20 protein-coding genes and 1 pseudogene are annotated in these 20,443 nt (G+C 71.4%); 8 read left to right on the plus strand and 13 right to left on the minus strand.

Annotated elements, in window-relative coordinates:
* Positions 1–204: 204 nt before the first annotated feature.
* The 6 genes from D3A59_RS14245 to hldE form a co-directional block, all read right to left on the minus strand.
* The gene (locus D3A59_RS14245; protein WP_157991533.1) at positions 205–1,122 is read right to left on the minus strand and encodes a glycosyltransferase; all 918 of its coding nucleotides are present in this window, start codon (positions 1,120–1,122) and stop codon (positions 205–207) included.
* 98 nt (positions 1,123–1,220) lie between these two features.
* Positions 1,221–2,951: a lipid A export permease/ATP-binding protein MsbA gene (gene msbA / locus D3A59_RS14250; protein ID WP_119155610.1), complete on the minus strand. Its 1,731-nt coding sequence runs from the start codon at positions 2,949–2,951 to the stop codon at positions 1,221–1,223.
* A gap of 113 nt (positions 2,952–3,064) precedes the next feature.
* On the minus strand, positions 3,065–4,003 hold the full coding sequence (locus D3A59_RS14255; RefSeq protein WP_157991534.1) for a glycosyltransferase: 939 nt from the start codon (positions 4,001–4,003) through the stop codon (positions 3,065–3,067).
* 294 nt (positions 4,004–4,297) lie between these two features.
* Complete coding sequence (locus D3A59_RS14260; protein ID WP_119155612.1) at positions 4,298–5,410, minus strand: glycosyltransferase family 4 protein; 1,113 nt, start codon at positions 5,408–5,410, stop codon at positions 4,298–4,300.
* A gap of 262 nt (positions 5,411–5,672) precedes the next feature.
* Positions 5,673–6,440 carry a glycosyltransferase gene (locus D3A59_RS14265; protein WP_119155613.1) on the minus strand — a complete coding sequence of 256 codons (768 nt, stop codon included), beginning with the start codon at positions 6,438–6,440 and terminating at the stop codon, positions 5,673–5,675.
* 20 nt (positions 6,441–6,460) lie between these two features.
* Positions 6,461–7,888 carry a bifunctional D-glycero-beta-D-manno-heptose-7-phosphate kinase/D-glycero-beta-D-manno-heptose 1-phosphate adenylyltransferase HldE gene (gene hldE, locus D3A59_RS14270; protein ID WP_119155614.1) on the minus strand — a complete coding sequence of 476 codons (1,428 nt, stop codon included), beginning with the start codon at positions 7,886–7,888 and terminating at the stop codon, positions 6,461–6,463.
* Between the two features lie 152 nt (positions 7,889–8,040).
* Here hldE and D3A59_RS14275 point away from each other — a divergent pair, with 152 nt between their 5' ends.
* Positions 8,041–8,535, plus strand: coding sequence for a GNAT family N-acetyltransferase (locus D3A59_RS14275; RefSeq protein ID WP_119155634.1), 495 nt, complete (start codon positions 8,041–8,043; stop codon positions 8,533–8,535).
* A 30-nt stretch (positions 8,536–8,565) separates the two neighbouring features.
* Here the strand turns inward: D3A59_RS14275 and D3A59_RS14280 are convergent, their stop codons facing one another.
* From D3A59_RS14280 to D3A59_RS26865, 3 genes and pseudogenes are all read right to left on the minus strand, one after another.
* Entirely contained in the window at positions 8,566–9,333 is a 768-nt protein-coding gene (locus D3A59_RS14280) for a 2OG-Fe dioxygenase family protein (protein WP_119155615.1), read from the minus strand.
* Positions 9,334–9,424: 91 nt separating this feature from the next.
* Entirely contained in the window at positions 9,425–10,915 is a 1,491-nt protein-coding gene (locus D3A59_RS14285) for an FG-GAP-like repeat-containing protein (protein ID WP_170162349.1), read from the minus strand.
* 52 nt (positions 10,916–10,967) lie between these two features.
* Positions 10,968–11,261, minus strand: a pseudogene (locus D3A59_RS26865) (Ig-like domain-containing domain); the annotation flags it as partial.
* Between D3A59_RS26865 and D3A59_RS26395 the strand changes: the two are divergent.
* Both D3A59_RS26395 and D3A59_RS14295 read left to right on the plus strand, forming a co-directional pair.
* The gene (locus D3A59_RS26395; RefSeq protein WP_240636061.1) at positions 11,224–11,751 is read left to right on the plus strand and encodes a hypothetical protein; all 528 of its coding nucleotides are present in this window, start codon (positions 11,224–11,226) and stop codon (positions 11,749–11,751) included. The pseudogene D3A59_RS26865 and the gene D3A59_RS26395 overlap by 38 nt on opposite strands.
* A 355-nt stretch (positions 11,752–12,106) precedes the next feature.
* Complete coding sequence (locus tag D3A59_RS14295) at positions 12,107–13,852, plus strand: acetate--CoA ligase (protein ID WP_119155617.1); 1,746 nt, start codon at positions 12,107–12,109, stop codon at positions 13,850–13,852.
* A gap of 24 nt (positions 13,853–13,876) precedes the next feature.
* Here the strand turns inward: D3A59_RS14295 and D3A59_RS14300 are convergent, their stop codons facing one another.
* Entirely contained in the window at positions 13,877–14,569 is a 693-nt protein-coding gene (locus D3A59_RS14300) for a hypothetical protein (protein WP_119155618.1), read from the minus strand.
* 146 nt (positions 14,570–14,715) lie between these two features.
* Here D3A59_RS14300 and D3A59_RS14305 point away from each other — a divergent pair, with 146 nt between their 5' ends.
* Both D3A59_RS14305 and ybaK read left to right on the plus strand, forming a co-directional pair.
* On the plus strand, positions 14,716–15,774 hold the full coding sequence (locus tag D3A59_RS14305) for an aldo/keto reductase (RefSeq protein WP_119155619.1): 1,059 nt from the start codon (positions 14,716–14,718) through the stop codon (positions 15,772–15,774).
* Between the two features lie 16 nt (positions 15,775–15,790).
* Positions 15,791–16,282 (plus strand): Cys-tRNA(Pro) deacylase, encoded by a 492-nt coding sequence (gene ybaK / locus D3A59_RS14310; RefSeq protein WP_119155620.1) that lies wholly within the window; start codon positions 15,791–15,793, stop codon positions 16,280–16,282.
* Between the two features lie 40 nt (positions 16,283–16,322).
* Here ybaK and D3A59_RS14315 read toward each other — a convergent pair whose 3' ends face one another.
* A complete protein-coding gene (locus D3A59_RS14315) occupies positions 16,323–17,036 on the minus strand; it encodes an RNA polymerase sigma factor FliA (protein WP_119155621.1) in 714 nt (237 codons plus the stop codon).
* A 264-nt stretch (positions 17,037–17,300) separates the two neighbouring features.
* On the opposite strand from D3A59_RS14315, the gene plsY reads away from it, so the two are divergent.
* From plsY to D3A59_RS14330, 3 genes are read left to right on the plus strand one after another with little or no spacing between them, the layout of a single operon-like run.
* On the plus strand, positions 17,301–18,005 hold the full coding sequence (gene plsY / locus D3A59_RS14320; protein WP_119155622.1) for a glycerol-3-phosphate 1-O-acyltransferase PlsY: 705 nt from the start codon (positions 17,301–17,303) through the stop codon (positions 18,003–18,005).
* A gap of 1 nt (position 18,006) precedes the next feature.
* Positions 18,007–18,357, plus strand: coding sequence for a RidA family protein (locus D3A59_RS14325; RefSeq protein WP_336470419.1), 351 nt, complete (start codon positions 18,007–18,009; stop codon positions 18,355–18,357).
* On the plus strand, positions 18,354–18,773 hold the full coding sequence (locus D3A59_RS14330) for a glutaredoxin family protein (protein ID WP_119155623.1): 420 nt from the start codon (positions 18,354–18,356) through the stop codon (positions 18,771–18,773). The genes D3A59_RS14325 and D3A59_RS14330 overlap by 4 nt, the downstream gene beginning before the upstream one ends.
* On the opposite strand, the gene D3A59_RS14335 is transcribed toward D3A59_RS14330, so the two are convergent.
* Entirely contained in the window at positions 18,765–19,394 is a 630-nt protein-coding gene (locus D3A59_RS14335; RefSeq protein ID WP_119155624.1) for an L-threonylcarbamoyladenylate synthase, read from the minus strand. The two genes, D3A59_RS14330 and D3A59_RS14335, sit on opposite strands and share 9 nt — an antisense overlap.
* A 61-nt stretch (positions 19,395–19,455) precedes the next feature.
* Positions 19,456–20,400: a DMT family transporter gene (locus D3A59_RS14340; protein ID WP_240636062.1), complete on the minus strand. Its 945-nt coding sequence runs from the start codon at positions 20,398–20,400 to the stop codon at positions 19,456–19,458.
* Positions 20,401–20,443 lie beyond the last annotated feature (43 nt).

The raw sequence follows: 20,443 nt of genomic DNA on the forward strand, positions 1-20,443 counted from the left end.
GCCGCAGCGCCAGGATGCGGCTGCGGTCCCTTGCGCTCATGCCGAGCTGCCGCTTCGAGCTCTGCCGTATTTCGATTGCCGGGTCGGCCCCACTACATCCGTGACATCACCAGACCCCCAGGTCCTCCGACCACTACTTGTGCTGGACTTCGGAAAGCACTTGAGGTTCGGGTCAGCTATGGGATCCGGAATTTGCGGGCAAGGTCAGGATTCCGGGATGCCGCGATGGATGAGCCGATGCGCGATGCTGGTGGTCTGCTGGGTCCAGAGGTGCCGGCAGAGATTGACGTAGAGGCGCACTGTCGGCGAGGGGATGCGCATCAGGTCGTTCCTCGCGTCGAGGACCTGGAGCGAGCGCAGCGGTGTGTCCTGCGTGTCGGGCAACTGCACGTTGTCGAAGCTGCGCGCCTGGAAGTCGTCGGTCACGTGCGTGCCGCCTGCGCCGTCGTGCGTCACGCGTGGCACGAGGCTCTGCAGCACCTGCAGCCCGCGGTTCGCGAGCAGGTAGCCGTTCATCGCGACATCCCAGCCGACCGAGGGGTGCCCTTCCCAGTTCTCCATGCAGAAGCCGTCGCGGAACCAGTTCGGTGCGAAGTGCCGCTGCCACTGCTGCCGCGAGAACAGCACACCCACCGAACTGAAGAACCGGGTGCGGATCACGAACTCGCGCAGCCGCTCGTGCTCGTCCTCACTCGCCGGGCAGTGGATCGACTCGCTATTGCAGGTCGTCATCAGCAGGTTGGCGCAGACGACCTCGTCTCCGCCGAGCGCGCCCGCGTTCAGTAGTTCACAGTACTCGAGCGCGTCTCGGCCGATGACGAGGTCATCCTCGAGCAGCAGCACGAGGTCGGCCTTCTGCTCGAAGGCCCAGACGATGTTGTCGTGCGGGTTCTGGCGCACGCCCTTGCGCTGGGCATTGACGCGCACGTGGAGGTCGAGCGTGCCGCGGTGAGTCTCGATCACATCTAGCACCTCCTGCGTCCGCTCGCTCGGCTCGACGCTGAGGTACAACGGCCAGTGCGCATGGTTGCGGGCGCGGGCGACCGAGCACAGCATCCGGTCGAGATGGATGGGTCGCTGGAATGCGGTGGCCGCGATGGCGAGGCGGGGAGCGGGAGGCATCCGGGGAGACTCGGTTCGCGAGGGGAAGGGACGCACAGGGCAGCGGCGTGCTGCGCAATGATAGGCGCTGTGCGGGCGGGCTGGGCGCCCGCACAGCCTCACTCCAGCGCCTGCGCCTGCACCATGCCGGCGTACAGCCCGCCGCGCTCCATCAGCTCGGCGTGCGTGCCCGCTTCCACCACCCGGCCGTCGGAGAGCACGTAGATGCGGTCGGCGTTGCGCACGGTGCTGAGCCGGTGTGCAATGAGCACCAGCGTCTTCTCGCCGTGCCACTGCTCGATCGACTGCTGCACGACGCGCTCGCTCTCGGTGTCAAGCGCCGAGGTCGCCTCGTCGAACACCCAGACCTTGGCGTCCTTGTAGAGCGCGCGCGCGATCGCGAGGCGCTGGCGCTGGCCGCCCGACAGCCGGCTGCCGTTGGTGCCGATTGGCGTCTCCAGCCCTTCGGGAAGCGTCTGCACGAAGTCCCACAGGTTGGCTGCGCGCAGGCAGGCCTCGATGCGCGCTGCATCCTTGGGTTGTGCATAGGCGACGTTGTCGGCGATCGGACCGTCGAACAGCACAATGTCCTGCGACACCACCGCGAACTGGCGTCGCAGCGAGGCCTTGCGGATTTCCTGGATATCGATGCCGTCAAGCGTCACGCGCCCCGAGGCCGGTGCCACGAAGCCGAGCAGCGTGCTGATCACGGTCGTCTTGCCCGCGCCGGAGGGGCCCACCAGTGCGACCGTGCGGCCCGCCGGAATCTCGAGGTCGAGGCGCGAGAGCGCCGACTGCTCGCTGCCCGGGTAGGTCACCACCACCTGCTCGAAGCGCACCTCGCCGCGGCACTGCGCTGGATCGACTTGGCGCGTGCCGTGATCGGGCTCGGGCGGCGTGTCCATCAGGTCGAAGCAGGCGCGCGCGCCAATCAGGCCGCCGATGATCGGCTGCGACACGTCGGTGAGGTGGCGCATCGGCGAGATCGTCATCAGCATCGCGGTGATGAAGCCGACGAACTCCCCGACGGTCGCGTTGCCCTGGTGGGCCTCGACCAGCGCCATCGTCAGGATCAGGGCGACACCGATGCTGGCGACGATCTGCGTCAGCGGCGTCATCGTGGCGCCGGCGGCGACGCCCTTGAGCACCATGCGGCGCAGTCGCTGCGCCTCCTGCGAGAAGCGCCCCTGCTCAAATTCCGCGGCGTCGAAGGTGCGCACGACGCGCCATGCGCGCGTGATGTCGTCGGTGATCCCCACCAGCCGCACCTGCGACTCGTAGGACTGGCCGCCGACGGCGAGCACGCGCTTCTGCACCTTGCGCACCACGTAGCCCAGCAGCGGCATCGTCACGAATGTCACCAGCGTCAGCTTCCAGTTCAGGTAGAACAGGTAGCCGAGCAGCGCCAACAGCGTCGTGCCGTCGCGCAGGATGGTCGTGACGGCTCCCGACAGCGACGCGGTCGCGTTTTGCGGATCGTTGATGATTCGCGAGGCGAGCACGCCGGGACTCAGCCGGTTGTAGAGACTGGCGTCCGCATTCATCACCGAGCGGATCAGGTCGGTGCGCAGTGCCAGCACGGCCTTCGAGGTAGACCAGTTGAACAGATAGGTGCCCGAGAACGCGAGCAGACCGCGTACGGCGAACAGTCCGATGAGCACGACCGGCACGAGCCACAGCGGGAAGCCGAGGTCGGCCTTGAAGCCGCTGTCGAGCAGCTTCTTCAGCAGCGCCGGCACCGCGGGCTCGATCGCTGCCGACAGGAAGAAGCAGACGACGCCTGCGCTCAGACCTTTCTTCTGGGGGGCCAGGTAGCGGAGCAGTCGGGAAGCGGTTTGTTTGAGATTCATGTCTTGGGGGCTGGCTCAGCGGGCCCGATGCGGAGGCTGCGCGGCTTCACGCTGTTGCGCGGACTAGTGGAGCGCGGTGGCGCCCGCTTGGTTGCGGCCTAGGGGCGCACAGCTCACAAGCGTCCGGCCTGCGGCGTGTCGGAACTCGCGAGCCCGAGAGCCAGCGGGCTGCGTTTGCGCAGGATGTCGAGATAGGTGGCGATGTAGTCCTCGATGCAGCGGTCCCAGTCGAAGCGCGCGGCGTGCGCGCGCGTCCTTGCGCGCCCCTCGTCCGACGCGAGCCGCGGCAGCTCGCGCTCGACCACTGCCCGCATGGCCAACGAGTCGAACTCGTCCCAGTAGGCTGCAGCTTCGCCGCCGATCTCCGGCAGGCAGGTGCGGCGCGCAAGGAAGACCGGGCAGCCGAAGTGCATCGCCTCGATCGGCGGCAGCCCGAAGCCCTCGGTCAGCGAGGGGAACAGGAAGGCCTGCGCGTTTTCGTACAGCCAGGTCTTCTGCGCGTCGGTGATGTCCTCGTACACGAGGACGTTCCGAAGGCTGAGTCCGCGTACCAGTCCCTTGACGCGCTCGGTGTCGTCGCTGCTCGGTCCTGCGAGCACGAAGCGCTGGTCTCTCATTTCGATCGCGAGTCCCAGGAGCGCGTCTATGTTCTTGGACGGCGCCATACGACTCAGGTGAAAGAAGAACGGCTTGCCTGCGACCTCGGGAATCTGCTCGCGAGGATGATCGACCAAGCTTCGTGCACCGTTGTAGACAACCTTCAGGGGGGCCGTCCAGTTCAGGTGCCTGCGGACATCCTCCGCCACGTGCTGGCTGATCGTCACGATACCGTCCGTCCGGGCCGCGATCTTTTCCATCAACTCCTGGGAGTGGGTCCAGTTGCTGCCTTTCGGTCCGTACAGGTAATTCAGGTCATGCAGGGTCACTAGTCGGTGACCGGCGCGCAGAGGCGGGCGCTCCTTGACATGCTGATGCAGAGTGTGCCAGACCGAAAACGACGAGAGATTGCCATGGAACAATCGCTGCCGCGAACGCAGAGGGATGTATTCCACATCGTCTCCGAAGCTACCGTGGAGAGACCTTCTCAGGTGGAACACGAGTTGGATGCCGTGAGTTTCCCGAAGCTCCTTCGCCCTTTTCCCTAGGTGGTGTCCTACTTGGGAGCAGAACTCACCGAGGCCGTCAGTCGTCCTGTTGAATTTGCCAAAGCAGATTCCAATGCGAAACTTATTCATGTGGTATCTCACCCTTCCTGGTCTACGGACAAAATAGAGAGCAGCTTTTCCGACTGGGGCGAGATCGGGATGGGGTCTTTGCTGAGTCGGGTGACCATGTCAAGGGGGAAGTCAGAGTGCTATAGCCGCGTGCTCTCGCGCGGACGGGATCGCCTGAACGGCGACCGAACCGGTGAGCTGGAGGTAGAGGTGCAGATACCGTTGCGCGGCGGCGTCCCAGTCGAAGCGGGCCGCATGTTTCCGGATTTTCCCGGACTGTGCTTGGAGCCGAGGAAGGTTGCGCTCCACCACCTGTTGCATCTTCGGGGCCTCGAAATCAGGGAAATAGGCGGCAACCTCTCCCCCGATCTCCGGTAGGCACGTCCTCTCCGACAGGAACACCGGCTTGCCGAAATGCATCGCCTCGATCGGCGGCAGGCCGAACCCTTCGGTCAGCGAGGGAAAGAGGAAGGCGGTGCAGTTGGCGTAGAGCCACGCCTTCTGCGCGTCGCTGATGCTGAGCATCACGCTTACGTTCGATAGTCCGCCGGTGCTGACCTGCTCCCGCACGGCCCGGCTGTCGCGTCCCTCCGGGCCCGCAAACACGAAGTGCATCCCGGGCCAGTGCCGCGCTAGCGCCAGCAATGCATCGATGTTCTTCGACGCCGACATGCGGCTGAGGTGGAACAGGAAGGGCCGCCCCTGCAACTCGGGGACCGCCTCACGCGGCACATCGACCAGGCTGCGCGCGCCGTTGTAGATCACCTCGATCGGGCCGCGCCACTGCAAGTGCTGCTGCACGTCCCTGCGCACGTAGTCGCTGATCGTAACGATATGGTCGGTGTGAGCCAGTCGGGCGCGCAGCCGACGCATGTTGCGCCACTGGCTGAACCCGCTCTTGAAATAGAGGAAGTTCAAGTCGTGCACGGTGAGCAGGCGCTTTTTCGTACCCTGTGGCGGCAGCGTCTTGTTGAGCTGGTTGAGCGTGTGCCACAGCGCGAAGCGACGCGGCTGGACGTGGCGCAGGCGCTGCCACCGATCGACGCTCAGGTAGTGAACATCCTCCCCGAAGCAGCCCCACAGGGACTCGCGCAGGTGGAAAGTCAGTTCGATCCCGTGCTCTTCCCGCAGAGCGGGCGCCTGGGCGGCCAGCCGCAAGCAGAGTTGGTTCGAGAACTCGCCGAGTCCGTCGATGAGCGAGCCCAGATTGCCGAGGCTGATGCCGACGTGAATTGCTTCACGCACGGCACATCTCCTGGCGCAGGCAGTCCCCGGTCGCCTCGCGGCTGCCCGCGAAGGCAGGACTGCGTAAGAATTCGTCGAACGGGGGGCAGACAGAAATCACGGTCACTTGCGGGTAGAGGTGATTGTGCTGAAGCTTGCGCAAGGGACTTGCGTGCTGCGGCAGGGGCCGAAGGCTGCGGTCCCGCACGGCATGACGGCCCGGATTCTGCCATCCCCTCGGGGATTTCCCGGGTTTCCAGGCACGCCCGGGAAACGTTGAGGCCTACTCGCTCCAATGGGTCGTGACCCATTGCGCAGGTCGCAGTCCCCGACCCGTCCGATTCCGTCTTCCCTCGATCGCATCCGGCGGATTCACCTCGCCATGGAAGATGACGATGCGGCAGCCCTGCGGGATTCCCGGTTCGCGCCAGAAGTTGGTGGGCCAAGCCGGGATGCAGTGGTACTTGAAGCTCGCGCACCACTCCTTGGGCCAGTAGGCGAGCTTGCCCTGCCGGTGCAGCACGTCGGAGAGGAAGGCCTGCTCGTTGCGGAAGGCCTTCCTCGCCTCGGCCTGCTCGGCGAGGAACTTCGCCAGCACGTCGGCGTGCGCGCCGATGCGGAAGCGGTAGACCGAGGAGTTGCCGGTCACGCGCCACGGGCGCTTCCAGTCGTGGATGATCAGGAATTCGCCCGGCTGCTCGAAGAAGGGCGTGATGTCGTCGACGATCACGACGTCGAGGTCGAGGAACAGCGCGGTGCCGCGCAGGCCGTGCAGGTCGGCCTCGAAGGTGGTCAGCTTCTTCCAGCCGCGCTCGGGGATGCCCTCGGGCAGCGCGAGGTCCGGAATCGGCAGGCACTCGACCTCGGGGCGAACGCCCTCGCCGCGGTCGGTCAGGCAGACGAAGCGGAAGGGGCCGCGCAGGTGGCGCGCGACCATGCCGTAGAGCCGGTTGACGTACTCGGGGCCGTACTTGGTCCCCCACTTCATGCAGAGGATGACGCGTTCGTCGGCGTCGGGGGCGGCGGTCGGATTCGGTGTCTTCTGGGTCATCGGGCGGCTTTCGCGGCCCGCTATTGTCCCTGTTCCAGGATCCGCTTCACGATTTGGCTGGTCGAGTGCCCGCCCGAGAGTGACATCGTGCGCACCTCGCCGCCCCGCGCCAGCACGCCGCGGTGCCCGGCGATCTGCTCGATCCGGTAGTCGCCGCCCTTGACCAGCACGTCCGGCGCCACCGCGTCGATCAGCCGCTCGGGCGTGTCCTCGCCGAAGGGAACCACCCAGTCCACCGCGGCGAGACAGGCGAGAACCGCCATGCGGTCCTCGGCGGGAACGATCGGGCGCCTCGGCCCTTTCAGGCGCCGCACCGACGCGTCGTCGTTCACCGCGACGATCAATCGGTCGGCCAGCCGGCGTGCCTGGGCGAGATACTGAGTGTGGCCTGGATGCAACAGATCGAAGCAGCCGTTGGTCATCGCGATGCGTTCGCCGCGCCGGCGCGCCTGTCGCACCTGCTCCAACAGCTGTGACTCGGTGACGACGCCGTGCAACTCGCGCGCGGGCCGCGTGGCCTCCACGGCCCGGGCGAGCTCCTGCCGGCTGACGGTCGCGGTGCCGAGCTTGCCGACCGCGATGCCGGCGGCGAGGTTGGCGAGCTGCGCGGCCGCCGGCCAGCTCAGGCGTGCGGCGCGCGCCGCCGCGAGCACCGCGATCACCGTGTCGCCGGCACCGGTCACGTCGTAGACCTCCCGGGCCTGCACCGGCAGGTGCAGCGGCGCGCGGTCGCGCTCGAGCAGCGTCATGCCTTCCTCGCTGCGCGTGATCAGCAGCGCGTCCCAGCCCATCTCGTCGAGCAGGCCGAGCCCCTTGTCGACCAGCTCGCCCTCGTCGCGGCAGCGGCCGACCGCGCGCTCGAACTCGGAGCGGTTGGGCGTGATGACGCTCGCGCCGCGGTAGACCGACAGGTCGGCCTGCTTCGGGTCGACAAGCACCGGCTTGCCGGCCGCGCGGCAGGCCTCGATCAGCTCGGGCACGTGCGCGAGCGCGCCCTTGGCGTAGTCGGACAGCACCACCGCGTCGGCCTCGGGCAGGCGCTCGCGCAGCGCCTGGGGCGCGAGCGCGGCGGCGGGCGAGGGCGGCTGCTCGAAGTCGAGCCGGATCATCTGCTGGTGGATGCTGAGCACGCGCAGCTTCGCGATCGTCGCGAGCCGCGCGTCGGTCTCGAGTTCGCAGCGCACGCCGCCCGCCTCCAGCGCCCGGCACAGCGTGTCGCCGGCCTCGTCCTGCCCGACGCGGCCGAGCAGCCGCACCGAGGCGCCGAGCGCGGCGAGGCCGAGCGCGACGTTGGCGGCGCCGCCGGCGCGGTGCTCGCAGCGGCTGACGTTGACGACCGGCACCGGGGCCTCGGGCGAGATGCGGGTGGTGCTGCCGCTCCAGTAGCGGTCGAGCATCACGTCGCCCGCCACCAGCAGGCGCAGCTTCGAGAAATCGGGAATGCGCATCGGCTCGCCTCCAGGACTGCTGCGCGCCGGCCCCGTGCCGGCCGCGCCAGTCCCAGCATGCCGCCGAACGCCGCGCGAGGGCGCCGCGTGGCAAGGATTCCCTCATGTCGCCGCAGGCCCACGTGCCCGCGGCGCTGCCGATAATGCGCGCCATGACCGCAGCACGCATCCGAAGCGCCGAGCCGCGCGACGCCGCCGATCTCGTGGCCCTGATCGCCGCGCTGGCCGACTACGAGAAGCTCACCCACCTGCTGGAGCTCACGCCCGAGAAGCTCGCCGCGCAGCTCTTCGGCGAGCGGCCGCCCGCGGAGGCGGTGGTGGCCGAGGTCGAGCACGCGCCGGGCGGCGCGAAGACCGTCGGCTTCGCGCTCTACTTCACCAACTTCTCGACCTTCCTCGCCAAACCGGGCCTCTACCTGGAGGACCTGTTCGTGCTGCCGGACTACCGCGGCCAGGGCATCGGCCGTGCGCTGCTGAGCCACGTCGGCGCGCTGGCGGTGCGGCGCGGCTGCGGCCGCTTCGAGTGGAGCGTGCTGGACTGGAACCAGCCGGCGATCGATTTCTACCGCGCGATGGGCGCGAGCGTGCTGCCGGACTGGCGCATCTGCCGCGTCACCGGCGAGGCGCTGGAGAAGTTCGGGCGCTGACGCCCCCGCGACTGCGGGAGGGCACCCCCCTCACTGGGGGTCCTGGAAGCCGCCCTGGCGGAAGGTCAGCACCAGCGTGTCGCGGTGCGCGTCGTCGCCGTCGGGCTGGATCGGCGTGGTCTCGTGGATCACGCGCGCATCGTCGAGCAGCAGCGCGCTCCAGTGCTCGGCGAGCGTGAAGCGCAGCCCGCGCGGGCCGTCGGCCTCGAACACGCGCGTCTCGCCGCCGCGCACGCGGTGGCGGTCCACCAGCAGCACCGCGACGTAGTCGACGCCGTCGCGGTGCGCGCCCTCGGGGGTCGGGCGGCCGACCCCCTCGCGCGTGTCGATGCGGAAGGTGTGCGCCTCGATGAACCAGCGCTCGGGCGCGCGGCCGCCGTTGCGGCGCGCGCTCGCGTCGGCGAACAGCCGTCCGAGTCCCTGCAGCAGCGGGTTCCAGGCCGGCTGCGTGTGCAGCCCGGGTTCCACCGGCTCGAACCAGCGCTCGATGCCGCCGTGCAGCGCGTTGTAGGTGGTCGGCTGCCAGTGCGCGCGGTGCGGCACGAGCGTCAGTGCCGGCGGCTCGAACTCCTGCACCAGTGAGGCGTGGCGCCGGAAGCGGTAGCGCCCGCCGTCGCGCAGGTAGGCATCGGGCGGCAGGCGCTCCCAGTAGGGCGCGAGCGCGTCGAAGTCCTGCGGCGCGCAGCCCGCGACGCTCGCCAGCGCCTGCCGCGGCAGCAGCGCGAAGCCCTGCTCGTGCAGGCGGCGGGCGGGATCGGCGGCATCGAGCGCCGGGTCGAGGGTCAGCGGCAGGGGCATGGCGAAAGGCGCCTCAGGCGAAGGAAAACCCGTTACGGTAGCACGGGCCCGTCGGCCCCCCTGCGCGTCGCCGCGCCGACGGCAGGCGCGGTCATTTCGCGCCCGGCGAGCCGGACAGCGTGCGCCACCGGCTCGGCGCAAGGCGGGTGAGCGGGTTCGTCCCCGGCTTCTGCAGCAGCAGTTCCCCCGCCAGCGCGATGTCGGGGCGCCCGTCGCGGTTCACGTCGCCCACCGCCATCGAGTGGGGGTTGAAGTTGCCGTAGGGCGCGATGAACAGCTCCTCGGCGGCAAGCGTGCCGTCCGCTTGCTGCAGGTAGATGCCGGCCTTCATCCATCCCTGGTGCGAGACGATCACGTCCGCCCGTCCGTCGCCGTCGAGGTCGGCCACCCGCACCGCCAGCGGGATGTCGTGGCTGGCCATGCGGCTCATCGGCCCGAGGCTGCCGTCGCTGCGCTGGTGGAACACGCCGATGTAGGCGTTCGGCCAATTGCCCCCCGCGGCGATCACCACGTCCTTGCGGCCGTCGCCGTTCAGGTCGCCGACGGCGATTCCCTGAGGCCCGCCCCAGGAATTGTCGGTCGCCAGGCGATCGGGCGCCGCGAAGCTGCCGTCGGCCTGCTGCCGCAGCACCGCGACGTAACTCCCGCTCACCGCGGCGACGAGGTCGGGGCGGCCGTCGCCATTCACGTCGGCGACCTCGAAGTCGGCCGCGCCGGTGGCGCCGAGCCCGGGCGTGGCGTGGAGGACCAGCTCGCCTGCCGCGTTCTGGCGCCAGATGCTGAGCTGGTCGCTTGCAAGGCTGCCGCCGAGCAACTCCGCCCGGCCATCCCCGTCGAGGTCCGCGAGGCGCACCCGGGCCATGTCGGCACGGTTCAGCAGGCTCGCCAGCACCAGGCTGCCGCCGCTGCCCTGGCGGAACACCGCCGCGCCGCAGCCGTTGCCGCCCACGACCACCTCGTTGCGGCCGTCGCCGTCGAGGTCGCCGATGGCGACCGAGGTGAGCCAGCACGAGAGGAAGCGGCCGGCGCCCGTTCGCGCCGGCGTCCCCAGGCTGCCGTCGGCCCGGCCTGCGGCCACGAACAGCGCGGACTCGTCGGCAGGCGCGTCGGCCATGCCGCTCGTCAGCACGACATCGGCCATGCCGTCGCCGTTCACATCGCCGATGGCCATCGCGTCGGTGCTGATCGCCGGGGCCAGCCTCACCGGGTAGGCGAACCGGCCCTGGTCGGTCATGAAGTTCAGCTCGAAGGCCGTCCCCATCGGGTTGCCGAGCGCGTCGGCGACCGAGCCCCTCACGGAGACGCGGTAGCTCCTGCCGGGCTGCAGCGCAACGGACGGCACGAGGGTCACTGTCGCTCCCTGCACCGACAAGGAGGCGGGGATCGCCTGGCTCAGGTCGCTCAGCTCGATGCTGTACGCATTCACGCTCGACGGGGCGAGCGGCTCGCTGAACTCGAGCACGATCGCGCCTGTCAGCGCCGCGTCCCGGGCCCCTTCGGCGGGGAAGGTGCTCGCCACGCCGGGTCCGGCGGCATCGACCTCGAAGCGCCAACTCCGCTCGGCCGCCAGGGCCCAGGGCATTGCCCAGCAGGTCCTTCGCCCCGGTGCCGACGCGAGCGGTGTAGCTGCCCTCGGCCCAGGCCTGGGCCGGGACGAAGCGCGCCGTGTTCCCATCCACCCGCACGGTCCCCGGCACCGCGCGGTTGCCGCCGTCGAGGACCGAGAAGCTGCCGGAGGCGAGGGAGGCGGCGTCCACCGGCTCGCTGAAGGTCACGCTGACGACCATGCCCGCGCCTCGGGCCACGCCGGGAGCGGGCGCCACCGCTTCGATCGTCGGCGGCACCGCGTCGCTGCTGCGCGAGCCGACGCGGTAGGCCAGGAGCTGCCCGGTGCTCGTTTCGCTGAAGCTGCCGCTGCGCGTCGTCATGGCGTCGCGCACCAGGCCCACGTCCGGCGCATACCACTCGTCGTGCGTGGTCTCGACGCGCACCTGCCGCCCGTCGCGGCTGAGCACGACGGTCTGGGACACCGCGCTGCGCTGGTGCAGGCAGTCGGCGAAGTCGCCCGCCGGCGTGCTCACCCTCTCCAGGCCGATGACGGTGGCCACGGCCCGGATCGTCATCCGCTCGCCGCGCCCGTCCCCGTCGAGGTCTTCCGCCTCGATCGTGCGGTCGACCTGCACGAAGGAGTCGCCGATGCGCAGCGGCAGGCGCAGCAACTCGATCGGGCCGGCCTGTTGCAGCGGCCCGGAGGCGGCCGTGGCGTATTCGCGCACGCCTTCCGCGCTCGACACGACGATCGACCGGAACACCCCGTCCTCGTCGGTGCTCTCCACGATGCTTCCGGTGCGGCCCTCCACCGCCTGCGTGCCGAGCACGCTCACGGTGCGCGACGCCTGGCCGGCCTCGTTCGCGTAGATCCAGCGGTTGCCCTCGGCGAGGGGGAAGTAGTCGCGCTGCGGCAGCAAGGGCGCCGGCCCACCGCCGGCCTCGCCTGCGCCGCCTCCGCCGCAGGCGGCGAGCAGCAGCGTCAGAGCGAGGAGGGCTCCGAGGCGCAACTTCGCGCCGGGGCCCGGAATTGCGGGGGAGCGGGCGCCGGATGCGGCGTCCACGAGCCAGGCCAGGAATGTCATCGTTCTGTGCTCCCCGGGCCCCGCCCGTCGTTTTGCGCAGCGATTCTAGGGGGCCCGCAGGGCATGGTTGCCACCGGAGGCAGGCCCGGATGGCGTCTCCCGCGAGTCGTCTCTATGCTCGCGGCAGGAGACGAGACGACATGACGAAGACACACGAGCCCGCCGCCGCCGACGCCTACGCCGAACTGCACGCCGGCTTCCGCTGGCAGGTGCCGCCGGACTTCAGCATCGCCGAGGCCTGCTGCGGCCGCTGGGCGCGCGATCCTGCCAGCGCCGGCCGCCCGGCGGTGATCCACGAGCGTGAGGACGGGCGCCTCGCGACGCTGAGCTACGGCGAGCTGCATGCCGCGGCGGGGCGGCTGGCGAACGCGCTCGCGCGGCTCGGCGTCGGCCGCGGCGACCGCGTCGCGATCGTGATGCCGCAGCGGCCCGAGACCGCGATCGCGCAGATCGCGGTGAACCGGCTCGGCGCGGTGGCGATGCCGCTGTCGATGCTGTTCGGCCCCGAGGCGCTGCAGTACCGGCTGCAGGACAGCGAGGCGCGCGTCGCGATCGTCGACGAGAGCGCGATCGCGAACCTGCGCGCCGCGCGCGGCGCCTGCCCGGCGCTCGAGTGCCTGCTCGCGGTCGGCGAGGCCGAGGGGCAGGGCGAGCTCGACTGGAGCGCGGCGCTCGCGCGCGAGTCGCCCGAGCACGCCGCCGCCGAGGCGCATGCCGACGCGGGCGCGGTGCTGATCTACACCAGCGGCACCACCGGCCCCCCGAAGGGCGCGCTGATCCCGCAGCGCGCGCTGCTCGGCAACCTCACCGGCTTCGTCTGCAGCCAGAACTGGCTCGACGGCGCGACGCTCGACGAACTGCTCGACCCGGCCGGCCCGCGCGGCGTGCCGGGCGACGCGGTGTTCTGGAGCCCGGCCGACTGGGCCTGGACCGGCGGGCTGATGGACGCGCTGCTGCCCTCGCTCTACTTCGGCATCCCGATCGTCGCCTGGCAGGGGCGCTTCTCGCCCGAGCGCGCCTTCGAGCTGATGGAGCGCCATGCCGTCACGCACAGCTTCCTGTTCCCGACCGCGATCAAGGCGATGATGAAGGCGGTGCCGCGCCCGCGCGAGCGCTACCGGCTCGCGCTGCGCGCGGTGATGAGCGCCGGCGAGGCGGTGGGCGACGCGGTGTTCGCGTGGTGCGAGCGCGAGCTCGGGCTGCAGGTCAACGAGATGTTCGGCCAGACCGAGATCAACTACGTGGTCGGCAACTGCTCGGCGCGCTGGCCGGCGCGCCCCGGCAGCATGGGCCGCGCCTATCCGGGCCATCGCGTCGCGGTGATCGACGACGCCGGGCAGCCCTGCCCGCCGGGCGTGCCGGGCGACGTCGCGGTGCACCGCCGCGACGTGCACGGCGACCCCGACCCGGTGTTCTTCCTCGGCTACTGGAAGCGCGAGGACGCGACGCGCGCCAAGTTCACCGGCGACCCCGCCGACTCCTGGTGCCGCACCGGCGACACCGCGGTGACGGACGCCGAGGGCTACCTCTGGTACCAGGGCCGCAGCGACGACGTGTTCAAGGCCGCCGGCTACCGGATCGGCCCGAGCGAGGTCGAGAACTGCCTCGTGAAGCACCCGGCGGTGGCCAACGCCGCGGTGGTGCCGAAGCCCGACCCGGAGCGCGGCGCGCTCGTGAAGGCCTACGTGGTGCTGGCGCCGGGGTTCGATCCGGGGCCGGCGCTGGTGGAGGAGCTGCAGCAGCACGTGCGCGGGCGGCTCGCGCCCTACGAGTACCCGAAGGAGCTCGAGTTCATCGAGGCGCTGCCGATGACCACCACCGGCAAGGTGCAGCGGCGCGTGCTGCGGCTGCAGGAGGAGGAGCGGGCGCGCGGCAGCGCCGGCTGAGGAGCAGGCAGGGGGCGCGGTCCGTCAGCGGCAGGACTCGACCTGTTGCGGTGCGGTGCCGCTCTCGTTGAAGCGGTCGAGGCCGGCGGCGCGCGACGGCCGGGCCTCCCAGCAGCGCGTGCCCTGGCGGAAGCGGCGGCCGGCGGTGGTGGCCTCCTCCACCCGCGCCTCGCTGCCGCCCACATGATCCGCAAAGCGCTCGCTCGCCGTGCGGCGCGGGCCCGTGCGCGGGTCCTCCAGCGCCCGGGAGCGCAGCGGCGCGCCGACGCCGGAGAACGTCGGCGGGAGCCCGAGCTGCAGCGGCGCCGTGCCGGCTGCGGCATCGCCCGGCGCTGTCGCGGGCTCCACCGCGGGCGTCGGCGTCGCCGGCATCGCGGACGCGCCGGCGGCGGGGAAGACCGGGCGCTCCCGTCCGCGAGGCCCCCGGGCGGGGGTGCGCGAGGATGCGTCCTGCGGCGTCGGCGGGAGCGGCGGCCGGGCCGCCGGCTCCCGGTGCGGCGCCCCGGTCGGGGGCAGGACCGGGATCAGGCGGCCGCGCATCCGCAGGTCGCCGCGTGCCGCCGGCTGCGGCGCGTCCGGCCGTGCCACGGGCCAGCGCAGCACGAGGACGTGCAGCGCCGCCACCAGCACGAACAGCGCGGCGCGCATCGCGCGCTCGCGCCGGGACGGCGTGTCGTTCCAGGGGCGCGGCAGGACGGCGGACGTGGATGCGGTCATGGGGCGCTGCGTGGCAGGACGGTCCGCCGATTGTGCCGCCCGCCGGAGCCGGGACAGGCCGGCGGCGGGCACCGCCGCGTGCGGGCCGCGCGGCCTTCGGGCAAACTCGGCGGCTCCAGGAACCACAGCGATCAGGAACGAGCCCCATGGAACGAGTCACCCTCGGCCGCAGCGACCTCGAGGTCAGCCGCGTCTGCCTCGGCACGATGACCTTCGGCGAGCAGGTGCAGCAGTCGGCCGCGCACGCCCTGCTCGACGAGGCGCTGGCGCGCGGCGTGGACTTCATCGACGCCGCCGAGATGTACCCGGTGCCGGCGCGCGAGGGCAGCTACGGCGCCACCGAGCGCATCCTCGGCAGCTGGTTCGCGTCGCGCCCCGGCGTGCGCGAGCGTGTCGTGCTCGCGTCGAAGGTCGCCGGCCCGGGCCGCTACCCGTGGATCCCGAGCGCGAGCGCGTTCACAGCCGACGCGATCGTCGCCGCCTGCGACGCGAGCCTCGAGCGCCTCGGCACCGACCGCATCGACCTCTACCAGATCCACTGGCCGGCGCGCCCGGTGCCGATGTTCGGCCGCCTGTACTTCGACCCGGCCCAGCCCTCGTCGTCGCCGGGCGTGCTGGAGCAGCTCGAGGCGCTCGCGCGGCTGGTGCGCGCGGGCAAGGTGCGCCACGTCGGCCTGTCCAACGAGACGCCCTGGGGCGTGAGCGAGTTCGCGCGGCTCGCCGAGGCGCACGGCCTGCCGCGCATCGTCTCGGTGCAGAACCCGTACTGCCTGGTCAACCGCAGCGTCGAGAACGCGCTCGACGAGACGCTGCACCGCGAGCAGGTCTCGCTGCTGGCCTACTCGCCGCTCGCCTTCGGGCTGCTGACGGGCAAGTACGACGCGGCCGCGCCGGGCGAGGCCGGTGCGCCGGACGGGCGCCTGTCGGTGTTCGAGTCGATGCGCCAGCAGCGCTGGGGGCGCCCGGAGGCGCTCGCGGCCGCGCGCCGCTACAACGCGCTGGCGCGCGAGCACGGCCTCACGCCGGTGCAGCTCGCGCTCGGTTTCTGCAACAGCCGCCGGCCGCTCGTCGCGAGCACGATCATCGGCGTGACGAGCCCGCAGCAGCTGCGCGAGAACCTCGACGCGGCGAACGTGACGCTCGGCGCCGAAGTGCTCGAGGCGATCGACCGCATCCGCTGGGAGATGCGCGACCCGGCGCAGTGAGGGGAGGGCAGCGGAGATGGCCCGCAAGGAACACGTTTCGGAGACCCCGGCGACACAGCTGCTGCGCCGCCACGGCGTCGCCTTCACCGAGCATGTCTACGACTACGTCGAGCACGGCGGCACGGCCGAATCGTCGCGCCAGCTCGGCGTCGACGAGCACGCGGTGGTCAAGACGCTGGTGATGCAGGACCAGGACGCGAAGCCGCTCGTCGTGCTGATGCACGGCGACCGGCAGGTCAGCACCAAGAACCTGGCGCGCCAGATCGGCGCGAAGAAGGTCGAGCCCTGCAAGCCGGAGGTGGCGCAGCGCCACAGCGGCTACCTGGTCGGCGGCACCTCGCCCTTCGGCACGAGGAAGGAGATGCCGGTCTACGTCGAGGAGACGGTGCTGCAGCTGCCGCGCATCTGCATCAACGGCGGGCGGCGCGGCTACCTGGTCGGGATCGATCCGCAGGTGCTGGTCGCGCTGCTGAAGGCGCGGCCGGTGCAGTGCGCGAGCGTCGACTGAAGGGGGCGAAGAAGAGCCGAGCCCGGGCCGGGGCGGGCGATCACCAGTCGCTGAGGACCTTGCGCAGGCGGTTGATCGCCTGGCGGTGCAGCTGGCAGACGCGCGAGTCGGTGACGCCGAGCACCGCGGCGATCTCCTTGAGGCTGCATTCGTGCTCGTAGTACATGCTCATCGCGTAGCGCTCGCGCTCGGGCAGCGCCTCGATCGCCTCGGCGAGGTCGGCGCGCAGGCGCTGCTCGCGCAGCATCGAGAGCGGGTCGCCCTGCTCGTCGGCGAGGTGGCGGTCGAGGTAGTCGCCGCTGTCCTCGGCGCCCAGGTCCTCCAGCGACAGCATCTGCGAGCCGTGCGCCTCGGTCAGCAGCTCGTGGTATTCGGCCAGCGGCATCTCCAGGCGCTGCGCCACCTCCGCGTCCTGCGGCGCGCGGCCGAGCTCGTGCTCGAGCTGCTGCACCGCGCCGGCCACCGCGCGCTGCTGGCGCCGGCTGCTGCGCGTGGCCCAGTCGGCGCTGCGCAGCTCGTCGAGCATCGCGCCGCGGATGCGCTGGCCGGCATAGGCCTCGAACTGCGCGCCCTGCGCCTCGTCGAAGCGGCTGAGCACCTCGTTGAGCCCCAGCAGCCCCGCCTGCACCAGGTCGTCGAACTCGACGTTGGCCGGCAGCTTGGTCATCATGCGGCGGGCCATGCGGTGCACCAGCGGGCTGTACTCGCGGAGCTTGGCGTTGAGGTCGGGGCGGACGGAAAGGGCTGCTTGCATGGGGTCTCGTCTCTCTGGGCGGCTCGTGGCCGCCGGTGGGCGATGCGGGCCGGGGGCACCGGGCCAGGCCGGCTGCGCATCGCGATGGATCGATGGCGTCCAATGTAAGCAGGCACTCGCATCGCTTGCAGTGGGCGGCGCGCCAAACCGCGTGTCAGGCAAATTCCTACAAGCTGCCGGGGTGGGGACGACAGGCCGGGGCGTGCCCGGTGGCGGGGGCGGCCGCCCGGTGCACAATGGCGACCCCCACTCGAAGCACGTCCCATGGAGACCCTGATTCCCTTCGCCGCCGTCGTCGCCGGCTACCTGCTCGGCTCGCTGTCCTTCGCCGTCATCGTCAGCCGCCTGATGGGCCTGAGCGACCCGCGCAGCTACGGCTCCGGGAACCCCGGCGCGACCAACGTGCTGCGCTCGGGCAACAAGGCCGCGGCGATCCTGACGCTGGTGTTCGACGCGCTCAAGGGCGTGCTGCCGGTGCTCGCGGTGCGCTTCTGGGGCGAGCCCTGGGGCCTGGGCGAGGGCACCGCGGCGATGGTCGGCCTCGCGGCCTTCGTCGGCCATGTCTGGCCGGTGTTCTTCCGCTTCCAGGGCGGCAAGGGCGTCGCGACCGCCGCGGGCGTGCTGCTCGCGATCAATCCGCTGCTCGGCGTCGCGACGCTCGCCACCTGGCTGATCATCGCGTTCTTCTTCCGCTACTCGTCGCTGGCCGCGATCGTTGCGGCGGTGTTCGCGCCCTTCTTCCAGATCCTCGTCTGGGGCATGGGCCCGGTGGCCGGCATGGCGCTGTTCATGGCGGCGCTGCTGGTCTGGCGCCACGAGGGCAACATCCGCAAGCTGCTGGCCGGCACCGAGAGCCGCATCGGCCAGAAGTCGTCCAAGCCTGCCGCGCCGCCGGCGCAGGGCAGCCAGCCGGGGGGCAAGCCCGGCAACAAGCACGGCCGCGGCAAGCCGCGGCGCAAGGGGCATTGAGATGGTGCAGCGTTTCCACGTCGGGGCCCGCCTGTCGGAGATGGCGGTCCACAACGGCACGGTCTACCTCGCCGGCCAGGTGCCGGACGACGGCTCGCTCGACATCGGCGGGCAGACCGCGCAGGTGCTGGGCATGGTCGACCGGCTGCTGGCCGAGGCCGGCAGCGACAAGTCGCGCATCCTGATGGCGCAGATCTTCCTCGCCGACCTGGCGGACTACGACGGCATGAACGCCGCCTGGGACGCCTGGGTGCCGGCCGGCAGCGCGCCGCCGCGCGCCACGGTGCAGGCGAGGCTCGCGCGGCCCGAGTGGCGCATCGAGATCGTCGTCACCGCGGCGCTCGCGCCATGAACGCGCCGCAGGATCCCCGCCCGCAGGACTCGCCGCCGCCGGCCGCCGATGCGCCGAAGCCGCTGCGCACGCTGCTGCTGATGGGGGCGCTGATCGCGGCGATGAGCGGCGGCGTGCTGCTGATCCAGGGTCGGGGCGAGCAGAAGCTGTCCGCCGAGCTGCAGGCCCGCGCGCAGCCGGGCGACATCCGCATGATCTCGTCGCAGACCTGCGTCTACTGCAATCGTGCGCGCGAGTGGCTCACCGAGCACCGCGTGCCCTTCGACGAGTGCTTCATCGAGCGCGACGCCCGCTGCGCCGCGCAGTACCAGGCGCTCGGCGCCCGCGGCACGCCGACGCTGCTGGTGCGCGGCCAGCCGGTCCTCGGCTTCAATCCCGAGCGCATCGCCGCGGTGCTTGCCGCGACCTCACGCTGACAGGCCGAGCGCGGCCGGGTCGCCGCGGCCGAGCCGCACCAGCTCCGCCTCGCCGCTGCTGAGGTCGATCACCGTGGTGGGCTCCATCGCGCAGGCGCCCGCGTCCACCACCGCCTGGATCTGGCGCTCGAAGCGCGCGCGGATCTCCTGCGGGTCGTTCAGCGGCTCGGTCTCGCCCGGCGGGATCAGCGTCGTCGCGAGCAGCGGCTCGCCGAAGACCGACAGCAGCTCCTGCGCCACGCCGTGCTCGGGCACGCGCAGCCCGATCGTGCGCCGCGAGGGGTGCGACACGCGCCGCGGCACCTCCTTGGTCGCCTCGAGGATGAAGGTGTAGGGGCCGGGCGTCGCCAGCTTCAGCAGCCGGTACTGGCGGTTGTCCACGCGCGCGTAGTTGGCGAGCTCGGACAGGTCGCGGCACAGCAGCGTCAGGTGGTGCCGGTCGTCGACGCCGCGGATGCGGCGCAGGTTCTCGGCCGCGGTCTTGTCGTCGAGGTGGCAGACCAGCGCGTAGCTGGAGTCGGTCGGGATCGCGGCGATGCCGCCGGCGTGCAGGATCTGCGCCGCCTGCTTCAGCAGCCGCGGCTGCGGATTGTCCGGATGGACTTCGAAGTACTGGGCCATGCGCCGATTGTGCGGGAAGCGCCCCGCGCGCTGCCTGACATCCCCGGGCGTGCCGGCGGCTTCACTCGGCCGCGGGGCGTGCGGCCCCGTGCCCCGGGGCGGCCGGCACGGGCCGGGCCGCGGGGGGCGGGCGCCAGTTGAGCGCCGCCGACGCGCCGCCGCAGGCGGCGACCACCGCCATGCCGACCCAGGCCCAGCCGTCCGGCACGTGGCCGAGCAGGGCCCAGCTCGCCGCGGCGGCGACGGCGATCTGCGCGTAGATGAAGGGCATCAGCGTCGCGGTCGGCGCGAAGCCGAGCGCGAGGATCAGGAACAGGTGGCCCGCGGTACCCAGCAGCCCGATGCCGGCGAGCAGCGCGAGGTGCTGCGGCGCGGCGGCGGCCAGCACCGCCAGCGGCTCCACCGGGCTCGCCCACAGCAGCGGCAGCAGCAGCGCGGTGCCGATGAGCCCGGTGTAGAAGTGCGTCGTGTACGGGTCCTCCATGCCGGCGAGCTTGCTGGTGAGCACCTGGAAGCTCGCGTACGAGAAGGCGCCGGTCAGCGGGAGCAGCACCGCCCAGCCGAACAGCCCGCTGCCCGGCCGGATCACGATCAGCGCGCCGGCGAAGCCGCCGCACACCAGCAGCCAGCGCAGCCGCGTCACGCGCTCGCGCAGCAGCCAGCCGGCCAGCAGCGTGACGACCACCGGCGTCAGCATGCCGATCGCGGTGAACTCGGCCACCGGCAGGTACTGCACGCCGAAGAAGGAGGTGCCGCTCGTGAACAGCAGCAGCGCGCCGCGCACGAGCTGGAACTTCGGGTGCTGCGTGCGGAAGGCCTGCCGGCCGCCGCGCCGCAGCAGCCAGACGGACATCACCAGCGCCTGCGTGGCGTAGCGCAGCGTCAGCACCAGCAGCACCGGCACGAAGGCGCCGACGTACTTGACGCTCGTGTCCATCGTGCCGAAGCAAAGCGCCATCAGCAGGATCAGCGCGATGCCGAGCCCGGGGCGGTGGCGGCGGTTCACGCGGCGCCCCGCGCGGCGCGGCGCACCCGCGGCCCGCGGGGGC

Origin of the sequence: Caldimonas tepidiphila (assembly GCF_003569765.1) — a bacterium.
Classification (GTDB): domain Bacteria; phylum Pseudomonadota; class Gammaproteobacteria; order Burkholderiales; family Burkholderiaceae_C; genus Caldimonas; species Caldimonas tepidiphila.

Coding starts and splice junctions, on each gene's coding strand:
- D3A59_RS14245 (WP_157991533.1), bottom strand. CDS start 1,122: ATGCCTCCCGCTCCCCGCCTCGCCATCGCGGCCACCGCATTCCAGCGA.
- msbA (WP_119155610.1), bottom strand. CDS start 2,951: ATGAATCTCAAACAAACCGCTTCCCGACTGCTCCGCTACCTGGCCCCC.
- D3A59_RS14265 (WP_119155613.1), bottom strand. CDS start 6,440: ATGACCCAGAAGACACCGAATCCGACCGCCGCCCCCGACGCCGACGAA.
- hldE (WP_119155614.1), bottom strand. CDS start 7,888: ATGCGCATTCCCGATTTCTCGAAGCTGCGCCTGCTGGTGGCGGGCGAC.
- D3A59_RS14275 (WP_119155634.1), top strand. CDS start 8,041: ATGACCGCAGCACGCATCCGAAGCGCCGAGCCGCGCGACGCCGCCGAT.
- D3A59_RS14280 (WP_119155615.1), bottom strand. CDS start 9,333: ATGCCCCTGCCGCTGACCCTCGACCCGGCGCTCGATGCCGCCGATCCC.
- D3A59_RS14285 (WP_170162349.1), bottom strand. CDS start 10,915: ATGCCCTGGGCCCTGGCGGCCGAGCGGAGTTGGCGCTTCGAGGTCGAT.
- D3A59_RS14295 (WP_119155617.1), top strand. CDS start 12,107: ATGACGAAGACACACGAGCCCGCCGCCGCCGACGCCTACGCCGAACTG.
- D3A59_RS14300 (WP_119155618.1), bottom strand. CDS start 14,569: ATGACCGCATCCACGTCCGCCGTCCTGCCGCGCCCCTGGAACGACACG.
- D3A59_RS14305 (WP_119155619.1), top strand. CDS start 14,716: ATGGAACGAGTCACCCTCGGCCGCAGCGACCTCGAGGTCAGCCGCGTC.
- ybaK (WP_119155620.1), top strand. CDS start 15,791: ATGGCCCGCAAGGAACACGTTTCGGAGACCCCGGCGACACAGCTGCTG.
- D3A59_RS14315 (WP_119155621.1), bottom strand. CDS start 17,036: ATGCAAGCAGCCCTTTCCGTCCGCCCCGACCTCAACGCCAAGCTCCGC.
- plsY (WP_119155622.1), top strand. CDS start 17,301: ATGGAGACCCTGATTCCCTTCGCCGCCGTCGTCGCCGGCTACCTGCTC.
- D3A59_RS14325 (WP_336470419.1), top strand. CDS start 18,007: ATGGTGCAGCGTTTCCACGTCGGGGCCCGCCTGTCGGAGATGGCGGTC.
- D3A59_RS14330 (WP_119155623.1), top strand. CDS start 18,354: ATGAACGCGCCGCAGGATCCCCGCCCGCAGGACTCGCCGCCGCCGGCC.
- D3A59_RS14335 (WP_119155624.1), bottom strand. CDS start 19,394: ATGGCCCAGTACTTCGAAGTCCATCCGGACAATCCGCAGCCGCGGCTG.